This window comes from Nocardia sp. NPDC004168 (assembly GCF_040610355.1).
In the GTDB taxonomy this organism is placed as follows: Bacteria; Actinomycetota; Actinomycetes; order Mycobacteriales; family Mycobacteriaceae; genus Nocardia; species Nocardia sichangensis.
This window is the reverse complement of sequence record NZ_JBEXME010000021.1, coordinates 52806-75289: the sequence shown is the minus strand read 5'-3', so window position 1 is coordinate 75289 and position 22484 is coordinate 52806. Positions and strand designations below refer to the sequence as shown.

Annotated in this window: 21 protein-coding genes; 7 read left to right on the top strand and 14 right to left on the bottom strand. The window is 68.3% G+C overall.

Annotation, left to right across the window (positions count from 1 at the left end; all coding sequences use genetic code 11):
- Positions 1–4 precede the first annotated feature (4 nt).
- Together ABZW96_RS28645 and ABZW96_RS28640 are read right to left on the bottom strand one after the other, a co-directional pair.
- A complete protein-coding gene (locus ABZW96_RS28645; protein WP_355078729.1) occupies positions 5–1321 on the bottom strand; it encodes a class I SAM-dependent methyltransferase in 1317 nt (438 codons plus the stop codon).
- Positions 1318–2760 carry an FAD-binding oxidoreductase gene (locus ABZW96_RS28640; RefSeq protein WP_355078739.1) on the bottom strand — a complete coding sequence of 481 codons (1443 nt, stop codon included), beginning with the start codon at positions 2758–2760 and terminating at the stop codon, positions 1318–1320. The genes ABZW96_RS28645 and ABZW96_RS28640 overlap by 4 nt, the downstream gene beginning before the upstream one ends.
- A gap of 206 nt (positions 2761–2966) precedes the next feature.
- Between ABZW96_RS28640 and ABZW96_RS28635 the strand changes: the two genes are divergently transcribed.
- Positions 2967–3401: an SRPBCC family protein gene (locus ABZW96_RS28635; protein WP_355078728.1), complete on the top strand. Its 435-nt coding sequence runs from the start codon at positions 2967–2969 to the stop codon at positions 3399–3401.
- Positions 3402–3449: 48 nt separating this feature from the next.
- Here ABZW96_RS28635 and ABZW96_RS28630 read toward each other — a convergent pair whose 3' ends face one another.
- The 3 genes from ABZW96_RS28630 to ABZW96_RS28620 are packed head-to-tail and all read right to left on the bottom strand — an operon-like array spanning position 3450 to position 5300.
- Positions 3450–3797, bottom strand: a complete 348-nt coding sequence (locus ABZW96_RS28630) for a VOC family protein (RefSeq protein WP_355078727.1) — start codon at positions 3795–3797, stop codon at positions 3450–3452.
- Between the two features lie 12 nt (positions 3798–3809).
- Positions 3810–4622, bottom strand: coding sequence for a MerR family transcriptional regulator (locus tag ABZW96_RS28625; RefSeq protein ID WP_355078726.1), 813 nt, complete (start codon positions 4620–4622; stop codon positions 3810–3812).
- A 51-nt stretch (positions 4623–4673) separates the two neighbouring features.
- Positions 4674–5300 carry a hypothetical protein gene (locus tag ABZW96_RS28620; protein ID WP_355078725.1) on the bottom strand — a complete coding sequence of 209 codons (627 nt, stop codon included), beginning with the start codon at positions 5298–5300 and terminating at the stop codon, positions 4674–4676.
- Positions 5301–5508: 208 nt separating this feature from the next.
- Between ABZW96_RS28620 and ABZW96_RS28615 the strand changes: the two genes are divergently transcribed.
- The 3 genes from ABZW96_RS28615 (at position 5509) to ABZW96_RS28605 (ending at position 7147) form a co-directional block, all read left to right on the top strand.
- Entirely contained in the window at positions 5509–5844 is a 336-nt protein-coding gene (locus tag ABZW96_RS28615; protein WP_355078724.1) for a YbaB/EbfC family nucleoid-associated protein, read from the top strand.
- A 13-nt stretch (positions 5845–5857) separates the two neighbouring features.
- Entirely contained in the window at positions 5858–6466 is a 609-nt protein-coding gene (recR, locus tag ABZW96_RS28610; protein WP_063018922.1) for a recombination mediator RecR, read from the top strand.
- Positions 6467–6529: 63 nt separating this feature from the next.
- Positions 6530–7147 carry a LysE family translocator gene (locus tag ABZW96_RS28605; RefSeq protein ID WP_355078723.1) on the top strand — a complete coding sequence of 206 codons (618 nt, stop codon included), beginning with the start codon at positions 6530–6532 and terminating at the stop codon, positions 7145–7147.
- A gap of 6 nt (positions 7148–7153) precedes the next feature.
- Here the strand turns inward: ABZW96_RS28605 and ABZW96_RS28600 are convergent, their stop codons facing one another.
- A complete protein-coding gene (locus ABZW96_RS28600) occupies positions 7154–7798 on the bottom strand; it encodes a hypothetical protein (RefSeq protein WP_355078722.1) in 645 nt (214 codons plus the stop codon).
- A gap of 478 nt (positions 7799–8276) precedes the next feature.
- Here ABZW96_RS28600 and ABZW96_RS28595 point away from each other — a divergent pair, with 478 nt between their 5' ends.
- Together ABZW96_RS28595 and ABZW96_RS28590 are read left to right on the top strand one after the other, a co-directional pair.
- Positions 8277–11366: a circularly permuted type 2 ATP-grasp protein gene (locus ABZW96_RS28595; protein WP_355078721.1), complete on the top strand. Its 3090-nt coding sequence runs from the start codon at positions 8277–8279 to the stop codon at positions 11364–11366.
- The gene (locus ABZW96_RS28590) at positions 11363–12307 is read left to right on the top strand and encodes a transglutaminase family protein (protein WP_355078720.1); all 945 of its coding nucleotides are present in this window, start codon (positions 11363–11365) and stop codon (positions 12305–12307) included. Before ABZW96_RS28595 ends, ABZW96_RS28590 begins: the two co-directional genes overlap by 4 nt.
- A 163-nt stretch (positions 12308–12470) precedes the next feature.
- Here ABZW96_RS28590 and ABZW96_RS28585 read toward each other — a convergent pair whose 3' ends face one another.
- From ABZW96_RS28585 to ABZW96_RS28555, 7 genes are all read right to left on the bottom strand, one after another.
- Positions 12471–13028: a dihydrofolate reductase family protein gene (locus tag ABZW96_RS28585; RefSeq protein WP_355078719.1), complete on the bottom strand. Its 558-nt coding sequence runs from the start codon at positions 13026–13028 to the stop codon at positions 12471–12473.
- A 126-nt stretch (positions 13029–13154) separates the two neighbouring features.
- Positions 13155–13865: a glutamine amidotransferase gene (locus ABZW96_RS28580; RefSeq protein ID WP_355078718.1), complete on the bottom strand. Its 711-nt coding sequence runs from the start codon at positions 13863–13865 to the stop codon at positions 13155–13157.
- Positions 13862–15100: a Mur ligase family protein gene (locus tag ABZW96_RS28575; protein WP_355078717.1), complete on the bottom strand. Its 1239-nt coding sequence runs from the start codon at positions 15098–15100 to the stop codon at positions 13862–13864. Before ABZW96_RS28575 ends, ABZW96_RS28580 begins: the two co-directional genes overlap by 4 nt.
- A 65-nt stretch (positions 15101–15165) precedes the next feature.
- Positions 15166–15807, bottom strand: coding sequence for a pyridoxamine 5'-phosphate oxidase family protein (locus ABZW96_RS28570; RefSeq protein ID WP_355078716.1), 642 nt, complete (start codon positions 15805–15807; stop codon positions 15166–15168).
- A 238-nt stretch (positions 15808–16045) separates the two neighbouring features.
- Positions 16046–16432 (bottom strand): hypothetical protein, encoded by a 387-nt coding sequence (locus ABZW96_RS28565; RefSeq protein WP_355078715.1) that lies wholly within the window; start codon positions 16430–16432, stop codon positions 16046–16048.
- 397 nt (positions 16433–16829) lie between these two features.
- Entirely contained in the window at positions 16830–18605 is a 1776-nt protein-coding gene (locus ABZW96_RS28560; RefSeq protein ID WP_355078714.1) for an FAD-dependent oxidoreductase, read from the bottom strand.
- A 151-nt stretch (positions 18606–18756) separates the two neighbouring features.
- Positions 18757–19707 (bottom strand): EamA family transporter, encoded by a 951-nt coding sequence (locus ABZW96_RS28555; protein WP_355078713.1) that lies wholly within the window; start codon positions 19705–19707, stop codon positions 18757–18759.
- 110 nt (positions 19708–19817) lie between these two features.
- Between ABZW96_RS28555 and ABZW96_RS28550 the strand changes: the two genes are divergently transcribed.
- The gene (locus ABZW96_RS28550; RefSeq protein WP_355078738.1) at positions 19818–20747 is read left to right on the top strand and encodes a LysR family transcriptional regulator; all 930 of its coding nucleotides are present in this window, start codon (positions 19818–19820) and stop codon (positions 20745–20747) included.
- Positions 20748–20760: 13 nt separating this feature from the next.
- Here ABZW96_RS28550 and ABZW96_RS28545 read toward each other — a convergent pair whose 3' ends face one another.
- Positions 20761–22392, bottom strand: coding sequence for an AAA family ATPase (locus ABZW96_RS28545; protein WP_355078712.1), 1632 nt, complete (start codon positions 22390–22392; stop codon positions 20761–20763).
- Between the last annotated feature and the right edge of the window lie 92 nt (positions 22393–22484).

Sequence of the window (22484 nt, the reverse complement as noted above, 5' to 3'; positions counted from 1 at the left end):
CGGTCTACGGCTGCCACCACGGGCGCAGCGGTACGGTCCAGTCGCCGTCGGCGGGCAACTTGACGCCGAGCACCTGGTGCAGCTGCACCACGTTGCGCTGGAAGCCCAGTCGGCAGCCCGCCATATACAGGCCCCACACCTTCGCGGTGCCCTCGCCGACCTCCGCGACGCAGGCGTCCCAGTTGGCGACCAGGTTCTTGCACCATTCGTGCAGAGTCAGGGCGTAGTGCTCGCGCAGGTTCTCCTCGTGCAGCACTTCGAGCCCGATGTTCTGGATCTCGGAGATGATCCGGCCGGAGCCGATCAGCTCGCCGTCCGGGAACACGTAGCGGTCGATGAAATCGCCCGCCTTGGTGGTGCGGGTGTTGTCCGGGCGAGTGATGCAGTGGTTCAGGAACAGGCCGCCGTCGCGCAGCTTGTTCTTGATGTAGTCGAAGTAGTACGGGTAGTTGTGCACCCCGATGTGCTCGGTGAGCCCGATCGAGGACACCGCGTCGAACTCGCCCTCCGGCACGTCGCGATAGTCGGAGTGCCGCACTTCGGCCAGCTCGGCCAGGCCCTCCTCGGCGATCTTCTTCTGCGCCCAATCCGCCTGCTCGGCCGAGAGCGTCGCGCCGATCACCTTGACGCCGCGCTTGGCGGCGTAACGCACCATGCCGCCCCAGCCGCAGCCGATGTCGAGCAGCCGGTCACCCTCCTTCAAGCGCAGCTTCTCGAACACCAGGCGGTACTTGTTCTCCTGCGCCTGCTCGAGCGTCCAGCTCTCGTCGCCGTAGGTCGCACAGGTGTAGGTCATCGACGGGCCGAGCACATGCTCGTAGAAGGCGTTCGAGACGTCGTAGTGGTGGTGGATGGCTTCGGCATCGCGCGTCTTGGAGTGGCGCAGTCCCTCGAAGGCGATCCGCCGCCAGCGCGGCAGCGTCTCCTGCGGCGGCGGGGCGACCGGCTTGAGCCGCTCCCAGCCCAGCGAGCGCGCGATGGTCACCAGGGCCAGCGCGGACGGACGGCGGAACTTCAAGCTGTCCATCGCCTTCAGGATCGCGTACGGATCACCCGGGTGCACCCCGCTGGCGGTCATGTCGCCTGCGATGTAGGCGCGCGCCATGCCCAGGTCGCCGGGGGCCGTGGCCAGGTAGTTGATGCCACGCGGAGTCCGGATGTCCAGCGCGAACTCCGAGTCCTCCGGTCCGGTGGCGCTGCCGTCGTAGGCCGTCAACCGGATCGGGACTTCGCCCTCGACGAGGGTCTCGAAGATCTCGGCAATGCTGAGTTTGGTTCCGAGATCGGCGAAGACATCGGAACGGTCCTTGAATGTCGTCATTTGCGTTGCACCGCCTTCGAATACAAATCCAGCAGGCGCTGGTTCGGGTCGTAGCGTTTTTTCAGTTCGGTGTAGGTGTTTCCGCCGTAGAGCGCCGCGAACTCATCCTTGTCGTAGAAGGAATCCGAGTACAGCGACTTATGACCGTCGAATTCGGTCACTTTGTGCTCGATGGCGCGGTTGGCCGCGCCATCCTGCTGCCCCGGGACGGTGGGCACGGCCGACCAGAATCCGACGTTCACGTAGGTCCGGTCCGGCTCCAGGGGATACAGCGGCCAAGCGCGTCCGCCGGACCGCTGCGTGCGGCCGGTCTCGCGCAAACGCAGCGGGCACAGCCAGATCGGCTCGATCGGGATCTCGCGCAGGAACCACTCCACGAAGTCGGCGGTGCGGTCCACCGGCACCTCGATGTCCTGCACGACCCGCTCACGCGGGGGATTGCCCTTGCGAGCCTCCAGCTTGTCCCCGATGTCGTACTTGTGATCGAGCGCAACCAGCTTCCAATAGAAGCTGCTGCGCCGATAGCGCTTCGGCCAGAATCGGCGGATCCTCGGATTCTGCGTGCCGAAGGCGCGGGAGCACCAGAACCAGTCGGTGTCCCAGCGCCACAGGTAGTCGTGGATGGTCAGGCGGTCGCGTTTGGGCGTTTCGCCCTCGTGCTGGATGGACCGGTAGTAGATGTCCATCCCGGTGTAGTCGCTGACCGGGCCCGGCTCGTCGGTGCGGCGGCCCAGCGTCAGATAGCTCTCCTCGGCGGAGAAGACGACGCCGTCGAGGTAGTCCACGGGCTCGTCCGCATAGACCCGATCCGTGACGATCGTCGCGAGGGTGGCCTCCAGTTCGCGCAGGTCCCGGAAGCGAACGTGCCGCAGCGCGACGTACGGTTGTACTTCTTCCAGCTCGATCTTCAGCCGGACCGTGTAACCCAGCGTCCCGTAGGAATTCGGGAAGCCGCGGAACAGATCGGCGTGCTCGTTGTCCGGCGTGGCGGTGAGGATCTCGCCCGCGCCGGTCAGCACGTCCATCTCCAGCACCGACTCGTGCGGCAAACCGCTGCGGAAGGAGGTGGACTCGATGCCGAGGCCGGTGACCGCTCCGCCCAGCGTGATGGTCTTGAGCTGGGGAACGACCAGCGGCGCGAGCCCGTACGGGAGGGTGGCGGCGACCAGCTCCTCGTAGGTGGTCATGCCAGCGACGTCGGCGGTCCTCGCCACGGGGTCGACCGCGATCACCCTGGTCAGCCCCGAGACATCGAGGCCGGGCGCGGTGTTCTTCGCCCTGGCGCGGAAAAGGTTCGAGGTCTTCTTGGCCAAACGGACGTTGGCGTGCTCGGGTATGGCGCGGTAACTCGCCAGAAGGCGATCCACGCCGGCTCGATGCGCGGCAAATCCTGATTCGCGTGCGGCCGGTGCGTGTCCGGCCTTCCCCAACAGACTCACTGCCACCCCTCGACGCTAGTACGGACCATACGGCGGGGCCACCGCGAGGTCTCGGTCGTGGAGAAATGTCACGCATATGTTGCGAAATGGAATACCGAATCGTCCGGAGAAGTTCGCCACACGCTCCGCCCTCGCCGTTATCATCCGGGGCCGACAGGGCAGGATGGAGATCCGTCGAGACACCGCATCCGGACAAGGAGCTCATTGTGGGACAGGTCAGCGCCAGTAGTTCGATCGACGTGGCGGCGGATCCGCAGCGCGCGCTGGAGGCCATCGCCGACTACGACACGGTGCGTCCGCGCATCCTCTCGTCGCACTACCGCGACTACAAGGTGGTCGAAGGGGGCAAGGGCGCGGGCACCGTCGCGGAATGGACGTTGCAGGCCACCGAGAAGCGCTCGCGCAACGTGCACGCGGTCGTCTCGGTGTCCGATTCCATTGTCACCGAGCGCGACTCGAATTCGACCTTGGTGAACACCTGGACCGTCACCCCGGAGGGCGCGGGCGCGCGAGTCACGCTGCGCACCACGTGGAAGGGCGCGGGCGGCGTCGCGGGCATCTTCGAGGGCATCTTCGCGCCGCTCGGCCTGAAGAAGATCCAGGCCGAGGTGCTCGGCAACCTCCAGCGCGAACTGGCCTGATCGTACGGCCGCGACGACGGCCATGGCCGTCGTCGCGGTCTGCTCGGTCTATTCGGCCGCGATGTCGAAGAGGTTCCCCTCGGGATCGGCCAGCGTCGTCCACTTCATGCCCCACTCGTCGAAGTCGGCGACGTGCTTCGCGCCGAGATCGATCGCGCGCGCGACCTCGTCCCGGCCGGAAGCGAGCAGGTCGAGGTGGATGACGTTCTTGCCGGGGTTCTTGTCGGGCACGCGGATGAACATCAGCGGGGTCGCGGCGTCCGCGGTCCGGCCGACGGTGGCGAACTCCGGGGTGGGGTCGGGATCGACGGGCGTCTCCAGCAACTGTGACCAGAATTCGGCGAGCGCGCCCGCGTTCGCACAATCGATGGTGACGTGGGCGATCGAGATCGTCATGGATATCTCCTTTTATGGTTGGGCGACGGGCCAGCACACTTCGGTCCGGTAGCCGGCGGGTTCATCGGACGTGTCCGGTCCGAGCAGGTACATCTCGCGGATCGGCTCGGGCAGCGCGACAGCGTGTTCGGCGACGTGACTGCCCAGTGCGCCGTAGGTCCGGTCGAAATCGTCGAACGGGCCCTTGTGCACGGCGACGGCGAAACGGCGCGCGGGTAGCTCGATGAGTGAAAGCATTGCCGGCAGCACCACATCCGTGTCGGCGACTGGGACGAACGCGACTACTTCGCCTTCGTCCTGCTCGAAGAAGTCGGTGCTGTAGGTGGCGCCGGCGACGCCCGCAGGCGCGATGCTCGCGGCGGCCAGCGACTCGTACAACGCCTGGAACGTCGAAGCGCACCACTCGCCGATGTGTTCGCGCGCCACCGTCGCGCCGATCGCCGCCGCCGGGAACGCCCCGACCACGCGATACTCCACGGCGATCGGAGCCGATGGCGTCAGCAGCGCGCGCAACGAGGCCACGACCGCGCGGGTGCGGGTCAGCTCGGCTTCCATGCGCTCCAGATGCGCCCGCAGCGTGGCGTCACGGGTGTTCTCGTCCGGCGCGGCCAGCACGGCGCGGATCTCCGGAACCGGCATGTCCAGCTCGCGCAGCCGCCGGATCAACTGTGCCTGCGTCACCTGCGCCGTCGCGTACCGCCGATAGCCCGAACTCGCGTCTATGCCGGCCGGAGCGAGCAGACCGATCTCGTGGTAGTAGCGCAACGTCTTCACGCTGAGATTGCTCAGCCTGGAGAATTCCCCGATGGGGACGGTGGCCGTCATGGCACCAGCCAACACCCTCCAGTGACGGGAGGGTCAAACGACACCCGCTGTTCAGGCGAGCGCGAAGGTCAGCAGCAGGGTGGTCTGGAACATGCCGCGCCACCACGAGTAGCCGAACCACACACCGGGAGTGACTTCCCGGATCTCGTCGTAGACCTGCGGCGTCGGCGAGGGCGCGTAGTTCAGTGCCCAGGTCGGCTGCCCATCGGTCAGGGCGGGCGCGACGTAGACGTCGGCGCCCCAGGCCTCGAAGCCCGCACCGGTGAGGCGGTTCATCAGGAAGCCGCCGTCCGGGCCGGTGTAGAAGGTCTTGCCGATCCACAGCGGGGGCGCGATGGCCTGCATGACCGGCGGGCGAGTGACCCAGCCCGATTTCACGCCGACCGGAACGGCGCCGAGCGGTGCGGCGCGGAAGATCGCGTCCTGCTGCTCCGGCGAGCACCGGGAACGCAGCGAATCGAGCGTCGCGGCCTTGTCGTCCGGGTAGAGGACGCAGCCGCCCCCGTAGTCGGCGACCGCCGGGGTCGTCTGGGGCTCGTCTGCCCCTTGCGCGTCGATCACTCCGGGCGTGTCGGTGATCTCCGTATCCGCGGACGCCGCTGCGCCGAGAAAGATGCTGGGAACACCGAGCGTGAGCACCAGGGTGCTCAGGAAACGTGCACGAACTGCGATCATCATTGGCTCCAGATTTGCACACCGCTTTCCGACTCGGTGTCGATGGTAAGGCGCGCATGGTCGGTTCCGATCGGAACTACCCAACCTGTTACCCGTCATGCGCGCTGTTATCCGTCCTGCGCCGCGGACCTGGGACCGTCGGGCCGCGCCGGGGACCGGCCGCGGCAGGACTAGGCTGGCCGGTGACACCTTCTTCAGAGAGGACGCTCCCGTGCAGCCAGGTGGCCAGTTCGATATGCAACAGTTGCTCGCCCAGGCGCAGCAGATGCAGCAGGCGGTGATGGAAGCCCAGGCCGAGATCGCGGCGACCGAGGTGGACGGCGCTGCCGGCGGTGGCTTGGTGCAGGTCAGGCTGAAGGCGAGCGGTGAGGTGGTGTCGCTGACCATCGACCCGAAGGCCGTGGATCCCGACGATGTCGAGACATTGCAGGATTTGGTCATCGGTGCGGTCAACGACGCGATGGCCAACGCGCAGCGCATCGCCGCCGAACGGCTCGGACCCCTGTCCGGTGGCTTCGGCGGCGGCGGTTCGCTGCCCGGTTTCTGAGCCGAGGCAGCAGTTGTACGAGGGTCCGGTCCAGGATCTGATCGACGAATTGGGCAAGCTGCCCGGCGTCGGTCCGAAGAGCGCGCAGCGCATCGCCTTTCATCTGCTCCAGGTGGAGCCGCCGGAGATCGATCGGCTGCAGGCCGCGCTGCAGAAGGTGCGTGACGGGGTGCAGTTCTGCGTGACATGCGGAACGGTCTCCGACGGCGAGCTGTGCCGCATCTGCGCCGACCCGCGCCGGGACCGGACCATGATCTGCGTGGTCGAGGAACCCAAGGACGTGCAGGCGATCGAGCGCACCAGGGAGTTCCGCGGTCGCTACCACGTGCTCGGCGGCGCGCTCGATCCGCTCAGCGGTGTCGGCCCCGACCAGCTGCGGATCCGGGAACTCCTGGCGCGTATCGGAAACCAGGAGGACGGCGTCGACGTCAGCGAAGTGATCATCGCGACGGACCCGAACACCGAGGGCGAGGCCACCGCCACCTACCTGGTCCGGATGCTGCGCGACTTCCCGGGTCTGAGTGTGACCAGGCTGGCCTCGGGCCTGCCGATGGGCGGCGACCTCGAATTCGCCGACGAGCTCACCCTCGGGCGCGCGCTGTCCGGCCGCCGCGCGCTATAGCTCGCGAAAACGCCTCCCGCGACGGGGATTGCGCCGCGCCGGGCGTGCGTTACCGTGTCGGGGATGAGCATCGAATTCGTGCTGACGACGCTCGTCATCGTCGCCACCCCCGGCACCGGTGTGCTGTTCACGTTGGCGGCAGGGCTGTCTCGCGGTGTGCGAGCCGCGGTGATCGCGGCCTTCGGCTGCACGCTCGGCATCGTTCCGCACATGATCGCGGCGATCACGGGTCTGGCCGCGCTGCTCAACGCCAGCGCGGTCGCGTTCCAGACGCTGAAGTACCTCGGCGTCGGCTATCTGGTGTACATGGCCTGGACCACGTTCCGGGACAAGGGCGCGCTCGCCGTGCCGGAACAGACCGGGCGCACCGCACCCTCGGCGCGGAAGGTGATCACCTCGGCGGTGCTGCTGAACCTCCTCAACCCCAAGCTGACCATCTTCTTCTTCGCGTTCCTGCCGCAGTTCGTGCCCGGCGGCGCGCCGAACGCACTGGCGCGCATGCTCGAACTGAGCGGCATCTTCATGCTCGCCACCCTGGTGGTGTTCGCGGTGTACGGCGCGTGTGCCGCCGCCGTCCGCGACCAGGTCATTTCCAGTCCCGTCGTGGTCACCTGGATGCGCCGGGTCTTCGGCGCGTCGTTCCTCGCGCTGGCGGGCCGGTTGGCCACCCAGAACCAGTGACCGGGTTCAGAGGTCGACGCGCGACCAGGGCAGGCCGGGGAACCGGCTGCGGTCGTCGTTGGCCCAGCCCCAGATGAGGGCGGCTACAGTGGCGGGATCGGAGATGGTTGTGCCGAAATGCTTGTCGGGGGAGCCGTCCCGGTATTCCACGGTGTAGGCGCCGGAGTTCTCCCGGTAGGTCTGGATGTAGAACTGCTCGCCGCGTTCGACGACGAGGTACGGGTTGGGCGGGGCCAGCTCCGGAATCCACTGCTGGACCAGCGCTTCGGTCAGGTACGGGAACTCGCCCGCGCCGCCGTGCGTGACGATGGCCTCGACGTGCTCGGCGGGATCGATCAGCCAGGCCAGTTGCGGGTCGTAGACGGCATAGTTCAGCGGTGTGGCGAGTTCGAACAGCAAGTGGCGGACGAAGCCGACCGCGTCGTAGGGGCACGGCACGTGCAGTGCCGCACCGGTGGCCGCGCCGCCGACCGGCACGGTGCTGAGGAAGTTGTCCTCCTCGGGCAGTTCCGCGTTGCGTCTGTTCAGTTCGGCCGCGATCTGCGCGACCGCCCCCGACTCGGGGACGCCCTGCTGGGTGCTCAGGTAGGCGTCGACCTCCGCGATCGACGATGCGACACCGGACGGCAGCAACACGTGGTCATAGCTCACCGGGCCAGGGTACGGAACCGCTCAGGCGCGGCGCCGGGCTGTCTCGCCGTCGCCACACCGGCAGCCGCCCGCGAGGTTTCGGCAATCGAGGACGAAGGCGTGTCTGGCGTGGCTGAGCTCCAGGCAGTGTTCGTCGGTGCATTCGGCGATCCGGCTCACGTGCACGATCAGGGTTCCGTGGCAGTGGTCGAACGCGGATTCGCAAGACGAACAGTCTGATCTACGCATAATGACCTCCTGACGAGATCGTTGTCGTCGTTCGGTGATACCACCGGTGCGGGCGCCACGGTGGGACCCGGGACCGTGTGTCGCCGCGCCCGATGTTGAGCAAATGTTGGGCAAACAGTTGTCGCCGCACAGCGTTTTACCCGTTATGACCCCTGCTACATGCGAAAATGGCCGCAAAGACCACTGATGCGGGTGTCCGGCATAAGGTTTCCGGACCGCACCGGAAGCATTCGGCGACCGTTGGGCATGGATGGCGGAAGTGAGGTCGGCGGTGACGTTGCGAGATGAGCGGCGAGATACCGCGACCACCGTGCGGGAACAGGTCGCGCGCTACCGCGAAGATGCTTCTGCCACCGCCGCCTACGACGAGTGCGGCGCGCCGGTCGCGGGCTACTACGACGAATTGGTGGACGCCGACGGCAAGGTGCGCCGGGTGTGGTCGCAACTGTCCGCCGACTTCGCCGAACTCGGCGGGGACGGTTTGGGCAAGCTGGACAGCCGGGTGCGCAGGCTGATCGACGACGACGGCATCACCTACCTCGAGGCAGGCGCGTCGGCCGAGAACACGCCTGCGCCGTGGCGCCTCGATCCGATTCCCTTGCCGGTCGCCGCGGACGATTGGACCCGGCTGGAGGCCGGGCTGGAACAGCGCTCCCGCGTGTTCGACGAGGTGCTCACCGACATCTACGGTCCACGCAGGACGCTCGCCTCGGGACTGCTCCCGCCGGAAGTCGTGTTCGGTAATCGCGGCTACGTACGAGCCGCGCACGGCATCACCGTGCCGGGGCGGCACCAACTCTTCCTGCACGCCTGCGATCTCAGTCGCTGGGGCGACGGCCGGTTCCGGGTGCTCGCCGACTGGGCGCAGGCGCCGTCCGGCGCCGGATACGCGCTGGCCGACCGCAGGGTCGTGTCGACCGCGATCCCGGAGGCATTCGAGCACGCGAATCCGCGTCCGCTGACACCCTTCGCCAGGGCGATGCGATTGATGCTGATCGAATCCGCGCAGACCGACGACGACGAACCGGTGGTCGTCGTGCTCAGTCCAGGCGTGCATTCCGAGACCGCGTTCGATCAGGCCTATCTCGCCTCCACACTCGGCTTTCCGCTGGTTGAGAGCGCCGATCTGGTGGTGCGCGACGGCGCGCTGTGGATGCGGTCGCTCGGCACGCTGAAGCGGGTGGACGTGGTGCTGCGCCGGGTGGGCGCCGAATTCTCCGATCCGCTGGACCTGCGGCCGGATTCGCGGCTGGGCGTGGTGGGACTGGTCGAGGTGCTGCGCCGCGGCGCGGTGACGGTGGTGAACACGCTCGGCAGCGGGCTGCTGGAGAATCCCGCGCTGGCCGGATTCCTGCCCGCCCTGTCGCGCGCACTGCTCGGTGCGGACCTGTTGCTGGAGAACGCGCCGTCGTACTGGGGTGGTCATGAACGGGAGCGCGGACATCTGATCGCGAATCTGGACAAGCTGATCGTTCGCTCGGCGGTCGACGGCGCCACGCTGTTCGGCCCTGAACTGAGTCGGCGGCAGCGCGACGAGATGAAGGCGCGGATCGATGCGCACGGATGGCAATGGGTTGGCCAGGAACCGGCGCAGTTCTCCGTCGCGCCCGCCATCCGCGAGCACGACGGACTCGCCGCGGCTCCGGTCGGCATGCGATTGTTCTCGCTCGCCCATCGGCGCGGCTACACCGTGATGTCCGGCGGTCTCGGCCAGCTACGTCAGCGCACGACCGATCGCGCCGCGCGGAAAGTCGCCGCCAAGGACATCTGGGTGCGGGCCGCGCCGACGGCCGCCGCCGCGATCAGCACCGAGCCGTCGCGCGAGCCGCGGCGCACCGCTCCGGTCGTGGCGGGGATCAGCTCCCCCCGCGTGCTCAACGACCTGTTCTGGATCGGCCGCTACGGCGAGCGCGCGGAGGACACCGCCCGTCTCTTGATCGCCACCCACGAGCGTTACCAAGAGTTCCGGTATCGCCCCTGGCTGGAAGGCGCGGGCGCGTTACCGATCCTCTTGGCCGCCCTCGGACGGACCACCGCCACCGCGGCTCCGACCGACGGGCTGTTCGGTCCCGAGGTGCGAGCCTTTGCGCCGCAGCAGAGTTCGGTCGATCGCGGCCTGCTCGCTCCGTCGGGTGCCGGCGTCGACGAAGGTGTGGCGCAGTACGGCGACGAGCGGTCGCACGCTGCGGCCGGATCGTTTCCGGATTCTGGTGATGCTCCGGCATCGCCCGGTGCGGGCGAGTGCGCGCAGGGGAATTCGGTGCCGGTCCGGTCACGATTTTCCGGCCACGGGACAGACGAAAAATTCTCGGCTGCCACGCCATCCGGATCGGGAATGCCGGAAGACGCTGGGGGAGAAACTGGTTCGAAGCACATTGAGCATCACGATGCCGTGGCCCGGAACGAAGCGATGGCCGGAGCCGGAGCGCGACAACAGGTTACGGATGGTGTGGAGGCCGTCGCCGAAGGGGCGGACGACGGCGTGGCCACCGGTGCGGCGCAGGACAGCGCTCCGGCGGTACACCGGGTGCCGGGCGCGTCCCGCGCGGGCCACGACTACCTCGTCGCACTGACGATAGACCGCGAGCTGCCCGGATCGCTGGCCTTCGCGATCGACCGGTACGGCAGCGCCGCGCGCGCCGTGCGCGACCAGTTGTCGGTGGACACGTGGATGATCCTCGGCTCGGTCGAGCGCGCGCTGGCGTGCTACCCCGCCGCGGTGGACGACCAAGAGGCGGAGTTGTCGGATGTGCATTCGCGAACCCTGGCCGGGCTGCTCGCGCTGTCCGGGATCGACGGCGAGTCGCTGATCCGCGACACCGGGTGGCACGTCAGGGACATCGGTAAGCGGATCGAGCGCGGTCTCGCCCTGACCGCGTTGCTGTCGGCCGCGCTGACCCAACGGTATCCGGAGGAGATCGAACGCGAGGTCACCGAATGGGTGCTGCGCGCCACCGAGTCCTCGGTGAGTTATCGTCGGCGCCACCAGGATTCGGTGCGGATCGCGAACGTCGCCGAGCTCCTGCTGTTCGACACCGCCAATCCGCGATCGCTGGCCTATCAGCTGGGCCGCCTGCACGCCGATTTCCAGGCGCTGCCCGGTGCGTCCGGCTCGTCGCGTCCGCAGCGGCTGCTCGCGGACGCGCGGCGCATGCTGCGCCGCCTCGATCCCGACGATCTCGAGGTCACCGACGCGAACGAACGGCGCACCGAACTGGCGGAGTTGCTGGAGGGAGTGCACGTGCGCCTGCGCAAGGTATCCGAGTCCTTCGAGACCACGACGCTGTCGCTCCCGGTCGACATCCAGCCGCTGTGGGGCAGCGCGCAGGTCGTCGGATGACCGGCCGTGCGGTCCGGCGCTACCGGATCGAGCATCGCACCAAGTACTCGTACTCCGGCGAAGTCATCAACTCCTATGGGCGCGCGTACTTGACGCCGCGCGATCTCCCCGGTCAGCGTCTGCTCGCGCACGAGATCCGGATCGACCCCGCCCCCTCGGACCGGTCGGTCGGCGCGGATGTGTGGGGCAACATCACGTCCTACTTCCACGTCACCACCGAGCATCGTGCTCTGACGGTCGTCGGCGAATCGCTGGTCGAAGTCGACGCGCCCGCCCGCGACGACGCGGGCCCGGCCGCCGAGCCGTGGGAACGCGCGCGCCCGACGGGGGCCAACGGGCCGTTCGCCGTGGAGTTCGCTCTCGACCTGCACCCGCAGGAGATCACGTCGGAGATCGTCGCGTACGCGGCTGAATCCCTCCGGCCGGGCAGGCCGCTGCTCGACGCGGTGGTCGAGTTGAACACCAGGATCTACACCGACTTCGCCTACCGGTCCGGCGCCACGACGGTGTCCACCCGGGTGGCCGACGTGTTCGCGGCCCGCGCAGGCGTCTGCCAGGACTTCGCGCGCCTCGCGGTCGCCTGCTTGCGGTCGCACGGCCTCGCCGCCCGGTACGTGTCCGGCTACCTGGCCACCGATCCACCACCAGGGAAGGAGCGCATGGTCGGCGCCGACGCCACGCACGCCTGGGCGGCGGTATGGGTGCCCGGCGCCGACGGACCCGACCGCTCGGGCCGGTGGATCGACCTCGACCCCACCAACGACCAACTCGGCGACGAGCGCTACATCACCGCCGCCTGGGGCCGCGACTACGCCGACGTCCCTCCGCTGCGCGGCATCATCTACACCGACGCGAAGGACAGCACGATCACCGTCTCCGTCGACGTCACCGAGGTGGGTGTACCAGGCCATCTACCCGCGGCTCGCGAATACGGCCGGTGAAGGCATGGTCCCGGATCGCCGACGAGGTCGAGCGCCCACCGCGCCGACTGGCACGGCGGCGAGGCGAACAACCCAGGCAAATCGGCTCGGGCCCGTGGCGCGGGGTGACGGATGGTCGGACCGTCCGGTTGACGCCGTCCGCGATCCGGCCGGACGTCGGTCGTCAGCGCCCGGCTCGGACGTAGCGGGTCAGCACGGCTGCGCCGACCGTGTCGACCGACAGCAACTCGAGGTCCGCGGGCGGCTCGCCATCGGCGAACAAACGGTCACCGCTACCGAGGACCGTGGGGAAGATCAGCAGTCGGTACTCGTCGACAAGATCCTTTTCCCGCAATGCGCGAACGATGGTCAGGCTGCCGGTGACGATGACGTCGCCGGGTGCGTTCTCCACCGCCGTATGGAGGTCGCCTTCGACAAGCGTGGAATTCGTCCAGCTCGACGTGTCCGCCAGCGTGTGCGAGACAACCAGTTTCGCGGCCTTGTTCATGCGCGTGGCGAAGGGATCGTCGCGTCCGGGCCAGATGGTGGCGAACAACTCCCAGGTGCGGCGGCCCAGCAGCAGCACGCCCTCATCGAGGGCATGCGCCAGGCGGAACTTGTCACCGCCGACGGTTTCGGGACCGTAGCGGAAGGCCCACCCGCCGGTCGCGGTGCCGCCGCGGCCGTCGGGGTCGGACACTCTGCCGTCGAGGGTGACGAACTCGCAGACGATGACGCTCATGACCGGATTCCTTTCGATGGTGTGGCTGTGCACCGGTATGTACCGGCGAACACGCCCGAACTCATCGCTTCGATCCGGATTGCCGCGAATTCAGCTACTCCGGCGACCTGACCGGCGGGAACAGGCTCAGGCGCGCAGGCGCTCCCGGCGGAGCTGGTCGACCTCGGGCAGGTCGAGGGGCGCCAGTTCGGTGACGCCGAGGGCGCGCATCAGCAGCAGGTCGGCGAGTTCGGGGTTACGGGCCAGCGCCGGGCCGTGCATGTAGGTGCCGATCACCGAACCCTGGACGACGCCCTCCAGCCCGTCGCCGACGCCGTTGCCGACGCCGCGGATGACACGGGCCAGACCCTGCGCGTCGCCGCCGAGTTTCGTTCCGCCCCGGTGATTCTCGAAGCCGGTGAGTGGTGCGGTGAGCCCGTCGAGCAGTGGAGTGGTGGTCACCTCGCCGATGGCGCGTTTGTGCTGCGGCGAGGTGGTGACGTCGAGCAGGCCGACGCCGTCGACTCGCTCGCCCGCCGAGGTCTCGTACCACTGGCCGAGGACTTGGATGGCCGCGCAGATCGACAGCACCGGAGCGCCTCGCCCGGCGGCGCGCTGCAAGCCGGGGTAGCGCTGCAGGTGCCGGGTGGCCAGACGCTGGGCGGAATCCTCCGCGCCGCCCAGGGTGTAGACGTCCAGGGAATCGGGCACCGGCTCCGCCAGCGTGATCTCGACGATCTCGGCGTCGTAGCCGCGCATGCGCAGTCGTTGCCGCAGCACGAGCGCGTTGCCGCCGTCGCCGTAGGTGCCCATCACGTCCGGCAGCACCAGGCCGATGCGGAAGGTCGACTCGGTCATGAAGCCCGCTCCTCGAGGTCACGGTTGAGATCACGGAAGGCGGTGTAGTTGGCCAGCACTTCCACATGGCCCGCGGGGCACGACGCGATGGCGCGGACCGGATCGGGCACCAGGGTGTGCTCCACGCCCGCGTAGGTCAGTCGCACCGCCAGGTCGGTGGCGCGTTCGCCCGCCGCCACCACCTGCACGCCTTCGAAGTGCTCGAAGCGCACGTCCCACAGCCAGGACAGGTCCTCGCCGTCGGGTACCTGGCCGTTCACCGCGATCACCAGGCCCGCCGAGGTCGGCTCGATCATCGACAGCGCCTCCTGCCACCCGGCCGGGTTCTTGGCCAGCAGCAGACGCGCGTCGTGCTCGCCGACCTGCACGGTGCGGTAGCGGCCCGCGATCTCGCGGACCGTGCCCGCGGCCGCGACGGCCTGCTCCGGGTCGGCGCCCAGCGCGACGGCGGCGGCCACCGCTTGTGCGGCGTTGCCGCGGTTGGCCCGGCCCGGCAGTGCGAGCCGCAGCGGGAAACGCTTGCCCTCCCGCCCGACCAGATCGTCCCCGTCGAGCCACCAGTCCGGTTCGGGACGCTGGAAATCCGCTCCGGTACTGCGCCAGTGCGCGCCCTCCCAGACGATCGGCTCGCCGCTGCGCGGGCAGCTGGTCGCGTCCATCGCCCAGCCGCTGCCCGCGGCGACCCACACCACGTTGGGATGGTCGTAGGCGATGGAGGTGACCAGCACGTCGTCGCAGTTGGCGACCACCACGGTGGCCGGGTGCTTCGCCAGGCCCGCGCGCAGCTTGCGCTCGATCATGTTGATCTCGCCGACCCGGTCGAGCTGGTCGCGGCTGAGGTTCAGCAGCACCACCGCCGAGGGGTTCAGCGAATCGGTGACGTGCGGCAGGTGCAGTTCGTCGACCTCGATGGCGGCCAGCGGCGCGCGCCGGTGCGCGTTCAGCGCGGCGACGATGCCCGCGTCCATGTTCGCGCCGTCGGCCTGGGTCGCGACCGCGCCGAGGGTGCTGAGCGCGGCGGTGGTCATCCGCGTGGTGGTCGACTTGCCGTTCGTGCCGGTGACCAGCACGGTGCGCCGCCGCTGCCCGAGCTGGTCCATGACGGTCGGATCGATCTTCAACGCGATCAGTCCGCCGATCATCGACCCTTTGCCACGACCCGCCTTCTGCGAGGCCCAGGACGCCGCGGCCGCCGCCGCCAGCGCGAGCCGTCCGCGCACCGATAGTTCTGCCACGTCGCGAGTCTATGTTCGACGCGCGATCCGGGCGCGCCGCGGTCGGGTGGCGTGGGCCACGCGGGTCAGTCGCGGTAGAGCTTGGCCGCGTAGTTCTCCGGCGAGTAGTAGCGCTCCAGCTCCTCCACCGTCTCCGCGACGTTCGTCTGCACCTCTTTGACCAGGCAGGCGGGACTCGGCAGGGTGTCCTCCGGCCACTGCTCCGGCTCCCAGAGATGGCTGCGCATGAACGCCTTGGCGCAGTGGAAGAAGATCTGGTCGATCTCCACCTCGACAGCGAGGATCGGGCGGTGCCCGCGCACCACCATGTCGTCGAAATACGGCGCGTCGCGCACCAGCCGGGCGCGGCCGTTGATCCGCAGCGTCTCGCGGCGTCCCGGGATCACGAACAGCAGGCCGACGTGCGGGTTGGCCAGGATGTTGAGGTAGCCGTCGGCGCGGCGGTTACCGGGGCGCTCCGGGATGGCGAGGGTGGTGTCGTCGAGCACCCGCACGAACCCCGCCGGATCGCCTTTCGGCGAGGCGTCGCAGTTGCCGTCCGCGTCGCTCGTACTCATCACCAGGAACGGGGAGAGCGCGATCCACTCCCGGTCCCTGGCGTGCAGGACAGGGCGCTCCTTGGTGGCCGCGCGGGGCGCCACCTCGCCGAGCAATGCCCGCAGGTCTGCCGGGTCGGTGATCTCGTCGGAGGCGGTGCTCTCACGCATAGTTCGATTCAAGCACCGCGGCCTGGGGGATGGCGATCGAATTCGGCTCCGGCGAAGGGAGATCGCTCACATCCGCTCAGACGGGGACGTCGAACATGTTCGGTGGCCGGCCGCGTAGCGGTCGGCGTCGAATCCGGCGCGCGGATTCCACAGCGTGGCCTTCAGCTGTGGGTGCGTTCGTATGCACGCACTCTTGCGCCGGTCCGGCTCGGAGATTCCTCACGAGGTCAGGAGTCGATCACCTGGCGATGAAGTCGACAGCCGTTTCCACATTTCCCGGCTGCATTCCAGTGTCGGTCAGCACCTTGAAATCGCATCGACTACGCAGCTTGTACCATCTTCCTCGATCAATTTTCACGCTCGAATGGAGGAGGTAGTCGCGCGGAATGTCTTGATGATCGTCGGAGTACCCGGAAATCCCACCTATAGTTGTATGGCAACTCATGCTGCCGTACACGACGCTTTGAGTCGCGGGCAGTAGCTTCAGCGACCATGCAAAATTGTTCGAACTGTAGTTCACCTGTCCGGTGAACTTTGCGATATTGTTCTGATACTCTCGATATGCGGAATTCGCCGTGAATTCGAGGTCTGCCGGATCGGGTTCAGCGGCAGCGAAGCACGGCATGCATAGAACCGCGGCAGTGGCGAGGGCCGCCGCAAAAGAAAACTTCAGTTGAAAGCGTGATCTACAACCAGTCAATTCTTACTGCGCGCAGGGTGTGGGAGTCTTGTTGGGCGAATTCGTACTCGACCTCGACGACGTCTCCTATCGAGATGTCATCGAAATTCCTCCCACGTAACGAGTCCAATCCGAACCAGATGTGATCTCCGGTGAGCGACTCAACGATCCCAGTCGCGCGCTTGCTGTTCCAGCGCCAAATTTTTCCCCGCGTTTTGAGTTCCCCCTCTTCCCCATGCATGGTCAGAGACTATCCTTTCGATTCGGTCAGCGCAATGACTCGGAGAACAGAATTCGCCCCTGACGCCAGACCTATCACCCTGCCGCGCGGATCGATCGCGATTCACGCGGGGATGTCGAACATGTTCGGCTGGCCGGCCGCGTAGCGGTCGGCGTCGATGCGGCGCAGCGGTTCCAGTTCGGTGGCGCGGTAGAGGGTGTACATCCGGCAGCGCTCCGCGTTCGAACCGGCCACGTCCAGCAGGGCGTTCACCGCGGCGCGCGCGGACTCGTTGGCGCCCTCCATGGTGGCCAGGTCGACGTTGGTGCGCACGTAATCGCCTGCCAGGAAGAGGTTTTCCAGTGCGCCGTGCGGTTGCGGACGGTACTCCCACGACCCGGCGGTGTTGATGAGCAGCGGGTCGGCGTTGGCGTTGCGCCGCTCGCCCTCCTGCCAGGTGATGCCGGGATCGAGGAACCAGGAGTGCAGGTCGGCGTCGCGCAGCACCTCGCCGCGATCGTCCAAATGGGCCTTGATCTGGGCCCACGCCTCCCGAGCGATCTCCTCGTGGGTGCACTCCTTGGCGGGTTTGCCGAACACGATGCCTGGGGTGTTCCAGTCGGAGATGTCCACCGAAAGGCAGTCCTGCACGCCGCCGTCGCCGAACTCGGTCAGCTTGCGGCGCCACAGCTGGTTCTGGCTGATCGAGGTGAGCGACCACGGCGCGTCGATGTAGGCGGTGTGACCGCGCGAGATGTCGGCCGGTCGGCGCAGATAGAACTGGATGCCGTTCATCCAGTCGGTGAACAGGTTGTCCATCCCGGCCAAATCGGGCCTGACCTCGAGTACTTGCGGCGACCACAGCGTGCGCGCGCGTTCGGCGGGCAACGCCACGACGAAATAGTCGGCCTCGACCGTGCGTTGCGCGCCGGTCTCGTCCACGACCCGGGCCGCGACGATCCTGCGGTCGCGCACCTCCAGCTCGCGCACCTCGGCGCCGAGCACGAAATCCGCTCCGAGTTCGCGGATCCGCCGCGTCCACGGCTCGATCCAGACCGCGTTGGTCGGACCGTTCAGTACCCGGTCCAGGCTGCCGTCGTTGCCGATCCCCAAGGGATTGCCGAGGAACTGCTCGCCCATCGTGCCGATGGTGCGCACGCTCGCGATGTTCTCTTTCGCGGCGACCATGATGCTGGTCAGCGTGCGCGACAGCAGCGCGCGGAACTCGTGCGAGCGCGCGTGGCCGCCGACGAAATCGTGCCAGGAGGTGCGCTCCCATTGGCCGAGGCGGCGGGCGTCGCAGCTGGTGTTGAAGACCAGCAGGCGTTCGGCGAAGTAGACGCCCTCGTTGGAAGGCATCTTGAGTGCGGTCGACAGCGCCGCGCCGAGCGTTTCGCGGAAACTGTCCGGGGAGAACTCGGCGCGGGCGCGCGGACCGAGCGGGACGCGGAAGTCGTCGCCGCCGTGCCGGGCGAATCGTGCTTCCGGCACCGCGACCAGGTTGTCCCACACGCCGTTCGCGTTGCCGGGGAACGGGATTCGGCGCATCGTGTCCGGCACGTGCTGATAGAAGCCGGGGAAGAAACGGAAGCCGTGTTCGCCGGGCAGATCCGGCCGTCCACCCGTTCCGGTGCCGGGCACGCCGACGCTGCGGGCTTTGCCGCCCCACGCCCGTTTCTCGTAGATGGTGACCTGGAAACCGCGTTCCGCCAGCTCGTGTGCCGCGGTCAGGCCCGCGACACCGCCGCCGAGTACCGCGACCCTTTTGCCGCCGGGATTCGCTGCGGCAGGCGTGGGTTTCAGCGCACCCGCCGTCAGTGCCCCCGCCGTAGCCACCCCCGCCGCGACCGTGTTACGAAGCAGTGCTCTTCGCGATACGGTCCACTGATTGTCTGCCATGCGCCGCTCTGCTGCCTAGCCTAGGGACCAACTTCCACGCCGGGCACTACTGTAAAGCGGCAAGCCGATCGATTCGCACCGACCCCGTACAGCGGCCGGTGCGGAATGCGAATTTCGTGACGGAATGCACACCGAACGTGGGTACGGCCCGCTAGGCCGGGCGACCGGTACCTGCCATCGCGGGTGTTCCCGATGGCTCGATGCGGGCGTTCACCGTAGTCGCGCGTGGCCTGCTCGACGTGGCGGCGAACGCTCCCGCCAGCACCACCACCCCGCCGATCAGCGACAACGTGGTCGGAGTCTCGCCCAGGAAAGTCCACGCCGCGGCGATGCCGACGATGGGAACGAGCAGGGAGAACGGCGCGACCAGGCCGGCCGGATAGCGACCGAGCAGATAGGTCCACAACCCCGTGCCGACCACAGTGGCGAGGACGGCGATATAGGCGAGCGCCAGCAGAGCGGGCAGGCCCGCCGGTGTGAACGCTTCGGCCAAAGCCCGCGCTCCCGTGGTCGGCCCCTCGGCGAACGCCGACAGCGCGAACAGCGGCACCGGCGGGATGGCGGTGGTCCACAGCATCAGGTGCAGCGGGTTGACGCCGGGAGTCTCGGTACCGGCCAGTCGTGCGCCGATATTGCCGAACGCCCAGCCCAACCCACCCGCCAACGTCAGCAGAACCGGAAGCAGGGTGGCGTGGGCGAGCCGGTCCCAGCCGATCACCGCCATGCCCGCCACCGCGACGGCGATGCCCGCGATCTGCACCGGGCGGATCCGCTCGCCCAGCAGCAGCGTGCCGAGCAGCACGGTGAACGGCGCCGAGGATTGCAGTACCAGCGAGGCCAGGCCGGTCGGCATGCCCACCCGCATCGCGGTGAACAGGAACGCGAACTGCAGGATGCCGAAACCGGTGCCGTACAGAAGGATCCACCGCATCCGCACCGGAGGGCGCGGGATGAAAAGCAGCGCGGGCACCGCGAGCACGGCGAAGCGCAGCGCCGCGAAGAAGAACGGGGGGAAGTGGTCGAGCCCGACCCGGATGGCGAGGAAATTCAATCCCCAGAGCAGGACGACGGTCAGGCCGAGCAGGCGGTCGCGGTTGGTCACGCCTTCATCGTGCGGTCTGCTAAAGATCAGAACAATCGAATAATTATGGATCAATGATGTAGCTTCACTTAATGAATTTCGGTTCCGCACCGGTCGTGGCCGGCCCGCCCATGGCGCTGGAGAGGTTGCGTGTGCTGCGTGAGCTGGCCGATCGCGGCACGGTGGCCGCCGTGGCGGCAGCACTGTCCATGACGCCCTCCGCCGTTTCCCAGCAGCTCAAGGTGCTCGCGCGGGAGGCGGGCGTGGCCCTGCTCGAACCGGACGGCAGACGCGTGCGGCTCACCGACGCGGGTCGTGCACTGGTGGTGCGCGCCGACGAAGTGCTCGCCGCAATGGATCGCGCGGTCGCCGAGATGGCGCACTATCGCGGCTCGCCGCGCGGACGGGTCCGCGTCGCGGTGTTTCCCTCGGGCGGTGCGTTGCTGCTGCCGCATGTGCTGCCCGGCATGGTGGACAGCGGAGTCGAGGTGATCGCGCGCGACGAAGACGTGCCGCCCTCGGAAGTGGCGCGACTGCTCGCCGATTACGACGTGGTGCTGACCCATCGCGACGAGCGCGCCGCACCTATCGCCGACCCGCGCGTCGCGACCCGGGTGCTCATGCGCGAGCCGATCGATGTGGTCGCGGCGCCGACGCATCGGCTCGCTGGCCGTTCGGCCGTCGCGCCGGAGGAACTGGCCGACGAGACCTGGCTCAGCGTGCGGGGCGGTTTTCCCGTCGACGACGTACTGCGCTCGATCGCCACCGTGACCGGCGTGCAGCCGCGTATAGCGCAGCGCCTCAACGATTTCCGCGTCATCGAGACGCTGGTCGCCACCGGCTACGGTGTCGCGCTCATGCCTCGCTACGCGGTCGGCCACCCTGATCTGGCGGTGCTACGGCTGTCCGGCGTGCGCGCCGCTCGGATATACGAACTGGCCACCCGGCCCCGGGCCGAGGCCCGTCCGGCGATCGCGGCCGTGCTCGCGGCGTTCGAGTCGGCCGCCGCACTCGCGACGGCCGACTCTGCGCACGGAAAGGGTTCCGCCGCAGGAGCATGATTCCGCGCGACGATCAGAATCCGTGCGGTGGCTGGTGCCGGTAGGGATGCTGGGCCTGCGAGCTGACGTAGCCGAAGTCGTCGGCGACCATCGCCGCCAGCTCCAGCAGCGCCCGCCGGGTCGGCTTGCTCACCAGTTCCAGATCGATTTCCGCGCCCTCGGCGAGGTGATCGTCGAACGGCACGACCTGCACCGCGCGGGTGCGATCGAGGAACAGCTTGCGCAGTTGGTCGAGGTCGACGGTGGACGCGCCGCGCCGGGAAGCGTTCACCACCACGACGGTTCGTTCCACCAGCTTGCCGTAGCCGTGGTGGTCGAGCCAGTCCAGCGTGGCCGACGCGCTGCGCGCGCCGTCGATGGCGGGCGAGGTGACCAGCACCAGCGAGCTCGCCATGTCCAGCACGCCCGCCATCGCCGAGTGCATCAAGCCGGTGCCGCAGTCGGTCAGGATGATGTTGTAGAACGACTGCAGAATGCTGATCGCCTTGCGGTAGTCCGCTTCGCTGAACGCCTCGGATACCGCCGGATCCTGTTCACTGGCGAGCACTTCCAAGCGGCTCGGCGCCTGCGAGGTGTGCGCCCGCACGTCGGAGTACCTGGTGATGTGCTGATCTTCGAGCAGGTTGCGCACGGTGGAGCGGGTCTGCCGCGGCACCCGGTGCGCGAGCGTGCCCAGGTCGGGGTTGGCGTCGATCGCGATGACCCGGTCGCCACGCTGCGAAGCGAAGGTGGAGCCGAGACCGACCGTGGTGGTCGTCTTCCCGACACCGCCCTTGAGCGAAAGGATCGCGATCCGGTAGTCACCGCGCACCGGCTGGTTCACCCGGTCGGCGAGGTCCTGGTAGACGATGTCGGCCGCCGACTCGCCCGGATTGATCATGCCGCCGGACACCTTGTGCACCGCACGACGCCAGCCGCTGCGCGGCGCCCTGCGGGCGCGCCGGAGCAGATTCAGGTCGTTCACCGAATGTCCCGGCTGGCCGGGCTGCGGCACATGCTGCGGTTGGAACGGCGGTACCGACTGGTGCGGACCCGGCCCGCCTTGCCAGCCCGGCCCCTGCGGTTGCCCGAGCGGCGGCGGAGGCGGCGGTTGATAGGCGGGCGGCGGAGGCTGGTGCGTCACCGGCGGAGGCGGCGGCGCCCAGCTGTAGATCGGGCCGCTGGGCTGATCGAGTTGCGGCGCAGGAGATTCGGGCTGCGCGGAATCCATGGGCACATGCCGGGTCAGGCCGTCGCCGCCGATCTCCTGGCGGTACTCCCCGTAACCGGGATGAGGTCCGTCCGGAGGCGGGGCTATCGGGTGGCTACCGCTATGGCCCGACGGTGGCTGAAAGGTGCCGGTAGTGAACGGCTCTCCTGGAAAGGGCGACGGAGGGGGATACGCGCCCGCGTTCGGCGGGGCGTACGAGCCGTAGGGCTCGGCCGGTCCGGCCTGCGGGGGAGCCCATGCCTGCGCCACCGGGGCGGCTTGCGGGTAGGCCGTGGTCTGCTCCGTCGAGCCGTGCGGCTCGGGCTGTTCGGGTTGGGCGTCCGGCTGGGCCGACCCGGCCGACACGTCGGTTTCCTTCGCTTCCGTGCCGCCGGCCGGCTCGGCCGACGGGTCCTTGGCCGATGACTCCACGTCGCTGACTTCGGCCGTATCCACGGAATGACTCTGCAGCCAGGGTGGAGAGGTCGGATTGTGGTCGTTTGTTGTCACGGTTCCCCCATCTGCTCGGGAGTTCGAGCAGAGAGCTC

What these genes read in the sequence shown, in the direction of transcription:
- ABZW96_RS28645 (WP_355078729.1), bottom strand. Translation starts at nt 1,321, where the DNA reads ATGACGACATTCAAGGACCGTTCCGATGTCTTCGCCGATCTCGGAACC.
- ABZW96_RS28630 (WP_355078727.1), bottom strand. Translation starts at nt 3,797, where the DNA reads ATGACGATCTCGATCGCCCACGTCACCATCGATTGTGCGAACGCGGGC.
- ABZW96_RS28625 (WP_355078726.1), bottom strand. Translation starts at nt 4,622, where the DNA reads ATGACGGCCACCGTCCCCATCGGGGAATTCTCCAGGCTGAGCAATCTC.
- ABZW96_RS28620 (WP_355078725.1), bottom strand. Translation starts at nt 5,300, where the DNA reads ATGATGATCGCAGTTCGTGCACGTTTCCTGAGCACCCTGGTGCTCACG.
- ABZW96_RS28605 (WP_355078723.1), top strand. Translation starts at nt 6,530, where the DNA reads ATGAGCATCGAATTCGTGCTGACGACGCTCGTCATCGTCGCCACCCCC.
- ABZW96_RS28595 (WP_355078721.1), top strand. Translation starts at nt 8,277, where the DNA reads ATGGCGGAAGTGAGGTCGGCGGTGACGTTGCGAGATGAGCGGCGAGAT.
- ABZW96_RS28590 (WP_355078720.1), top strand. Translation starts at nt 11,363, where the DNA reads ATGACCGGCCGTGCGGTCCGGCGCTACCGGATCGAGCATCGCACCAAG.
- ABZW96_RS28585 (WP_355078719.1), bottom strand. Translation starts at nt 13,028, where the DNA reads ATGAGCGTCATCGTCTGCGAGTTCGTCACCCTCGACGGCAGAGTGTCC.
- ABZW96_RS28580 (WP_355078718.1), bottom strand. Translation starts at nt 13,865, where the DNA reads ATGACCGAGTCGACCTTCCGCATCGGCCTGGTGCTGCCGGACGTGATG.
- ABZW96_RS28570 (WP_355078716.1), bottom strand. Translation starts at nt 15,807, where the DNA reads ATGCGTGAGAGCACCGCCTCCGACGAGATCACCGACCCGGCAGACCTG.
- ABZW96_RS28565 (WP_355078715.1), bottom strand. Translation starts at nt 16,432, where the DNA reads ATGCCGTGCTTCGCTGCCGCTGAACCCGATCCGGCAGACCTCGAATTC.
- ABZW96_RS28560 (WP_355078714.1), bottom strand. Translation starts at nt 18,605, where the DNA reads ATGGCAGACAATCAGTGGACCGTATCGCGAAGAGCACTGCTTCGTAAC.
- ABZW96_RS28550 (WP_355078738.1), top strand. Translation starts at nt 19,818, where the DNA reads ATGGCGCTGGAGAGGTTGCGTGTGCTGCGTGAGCTGGCCGATCGCGGC.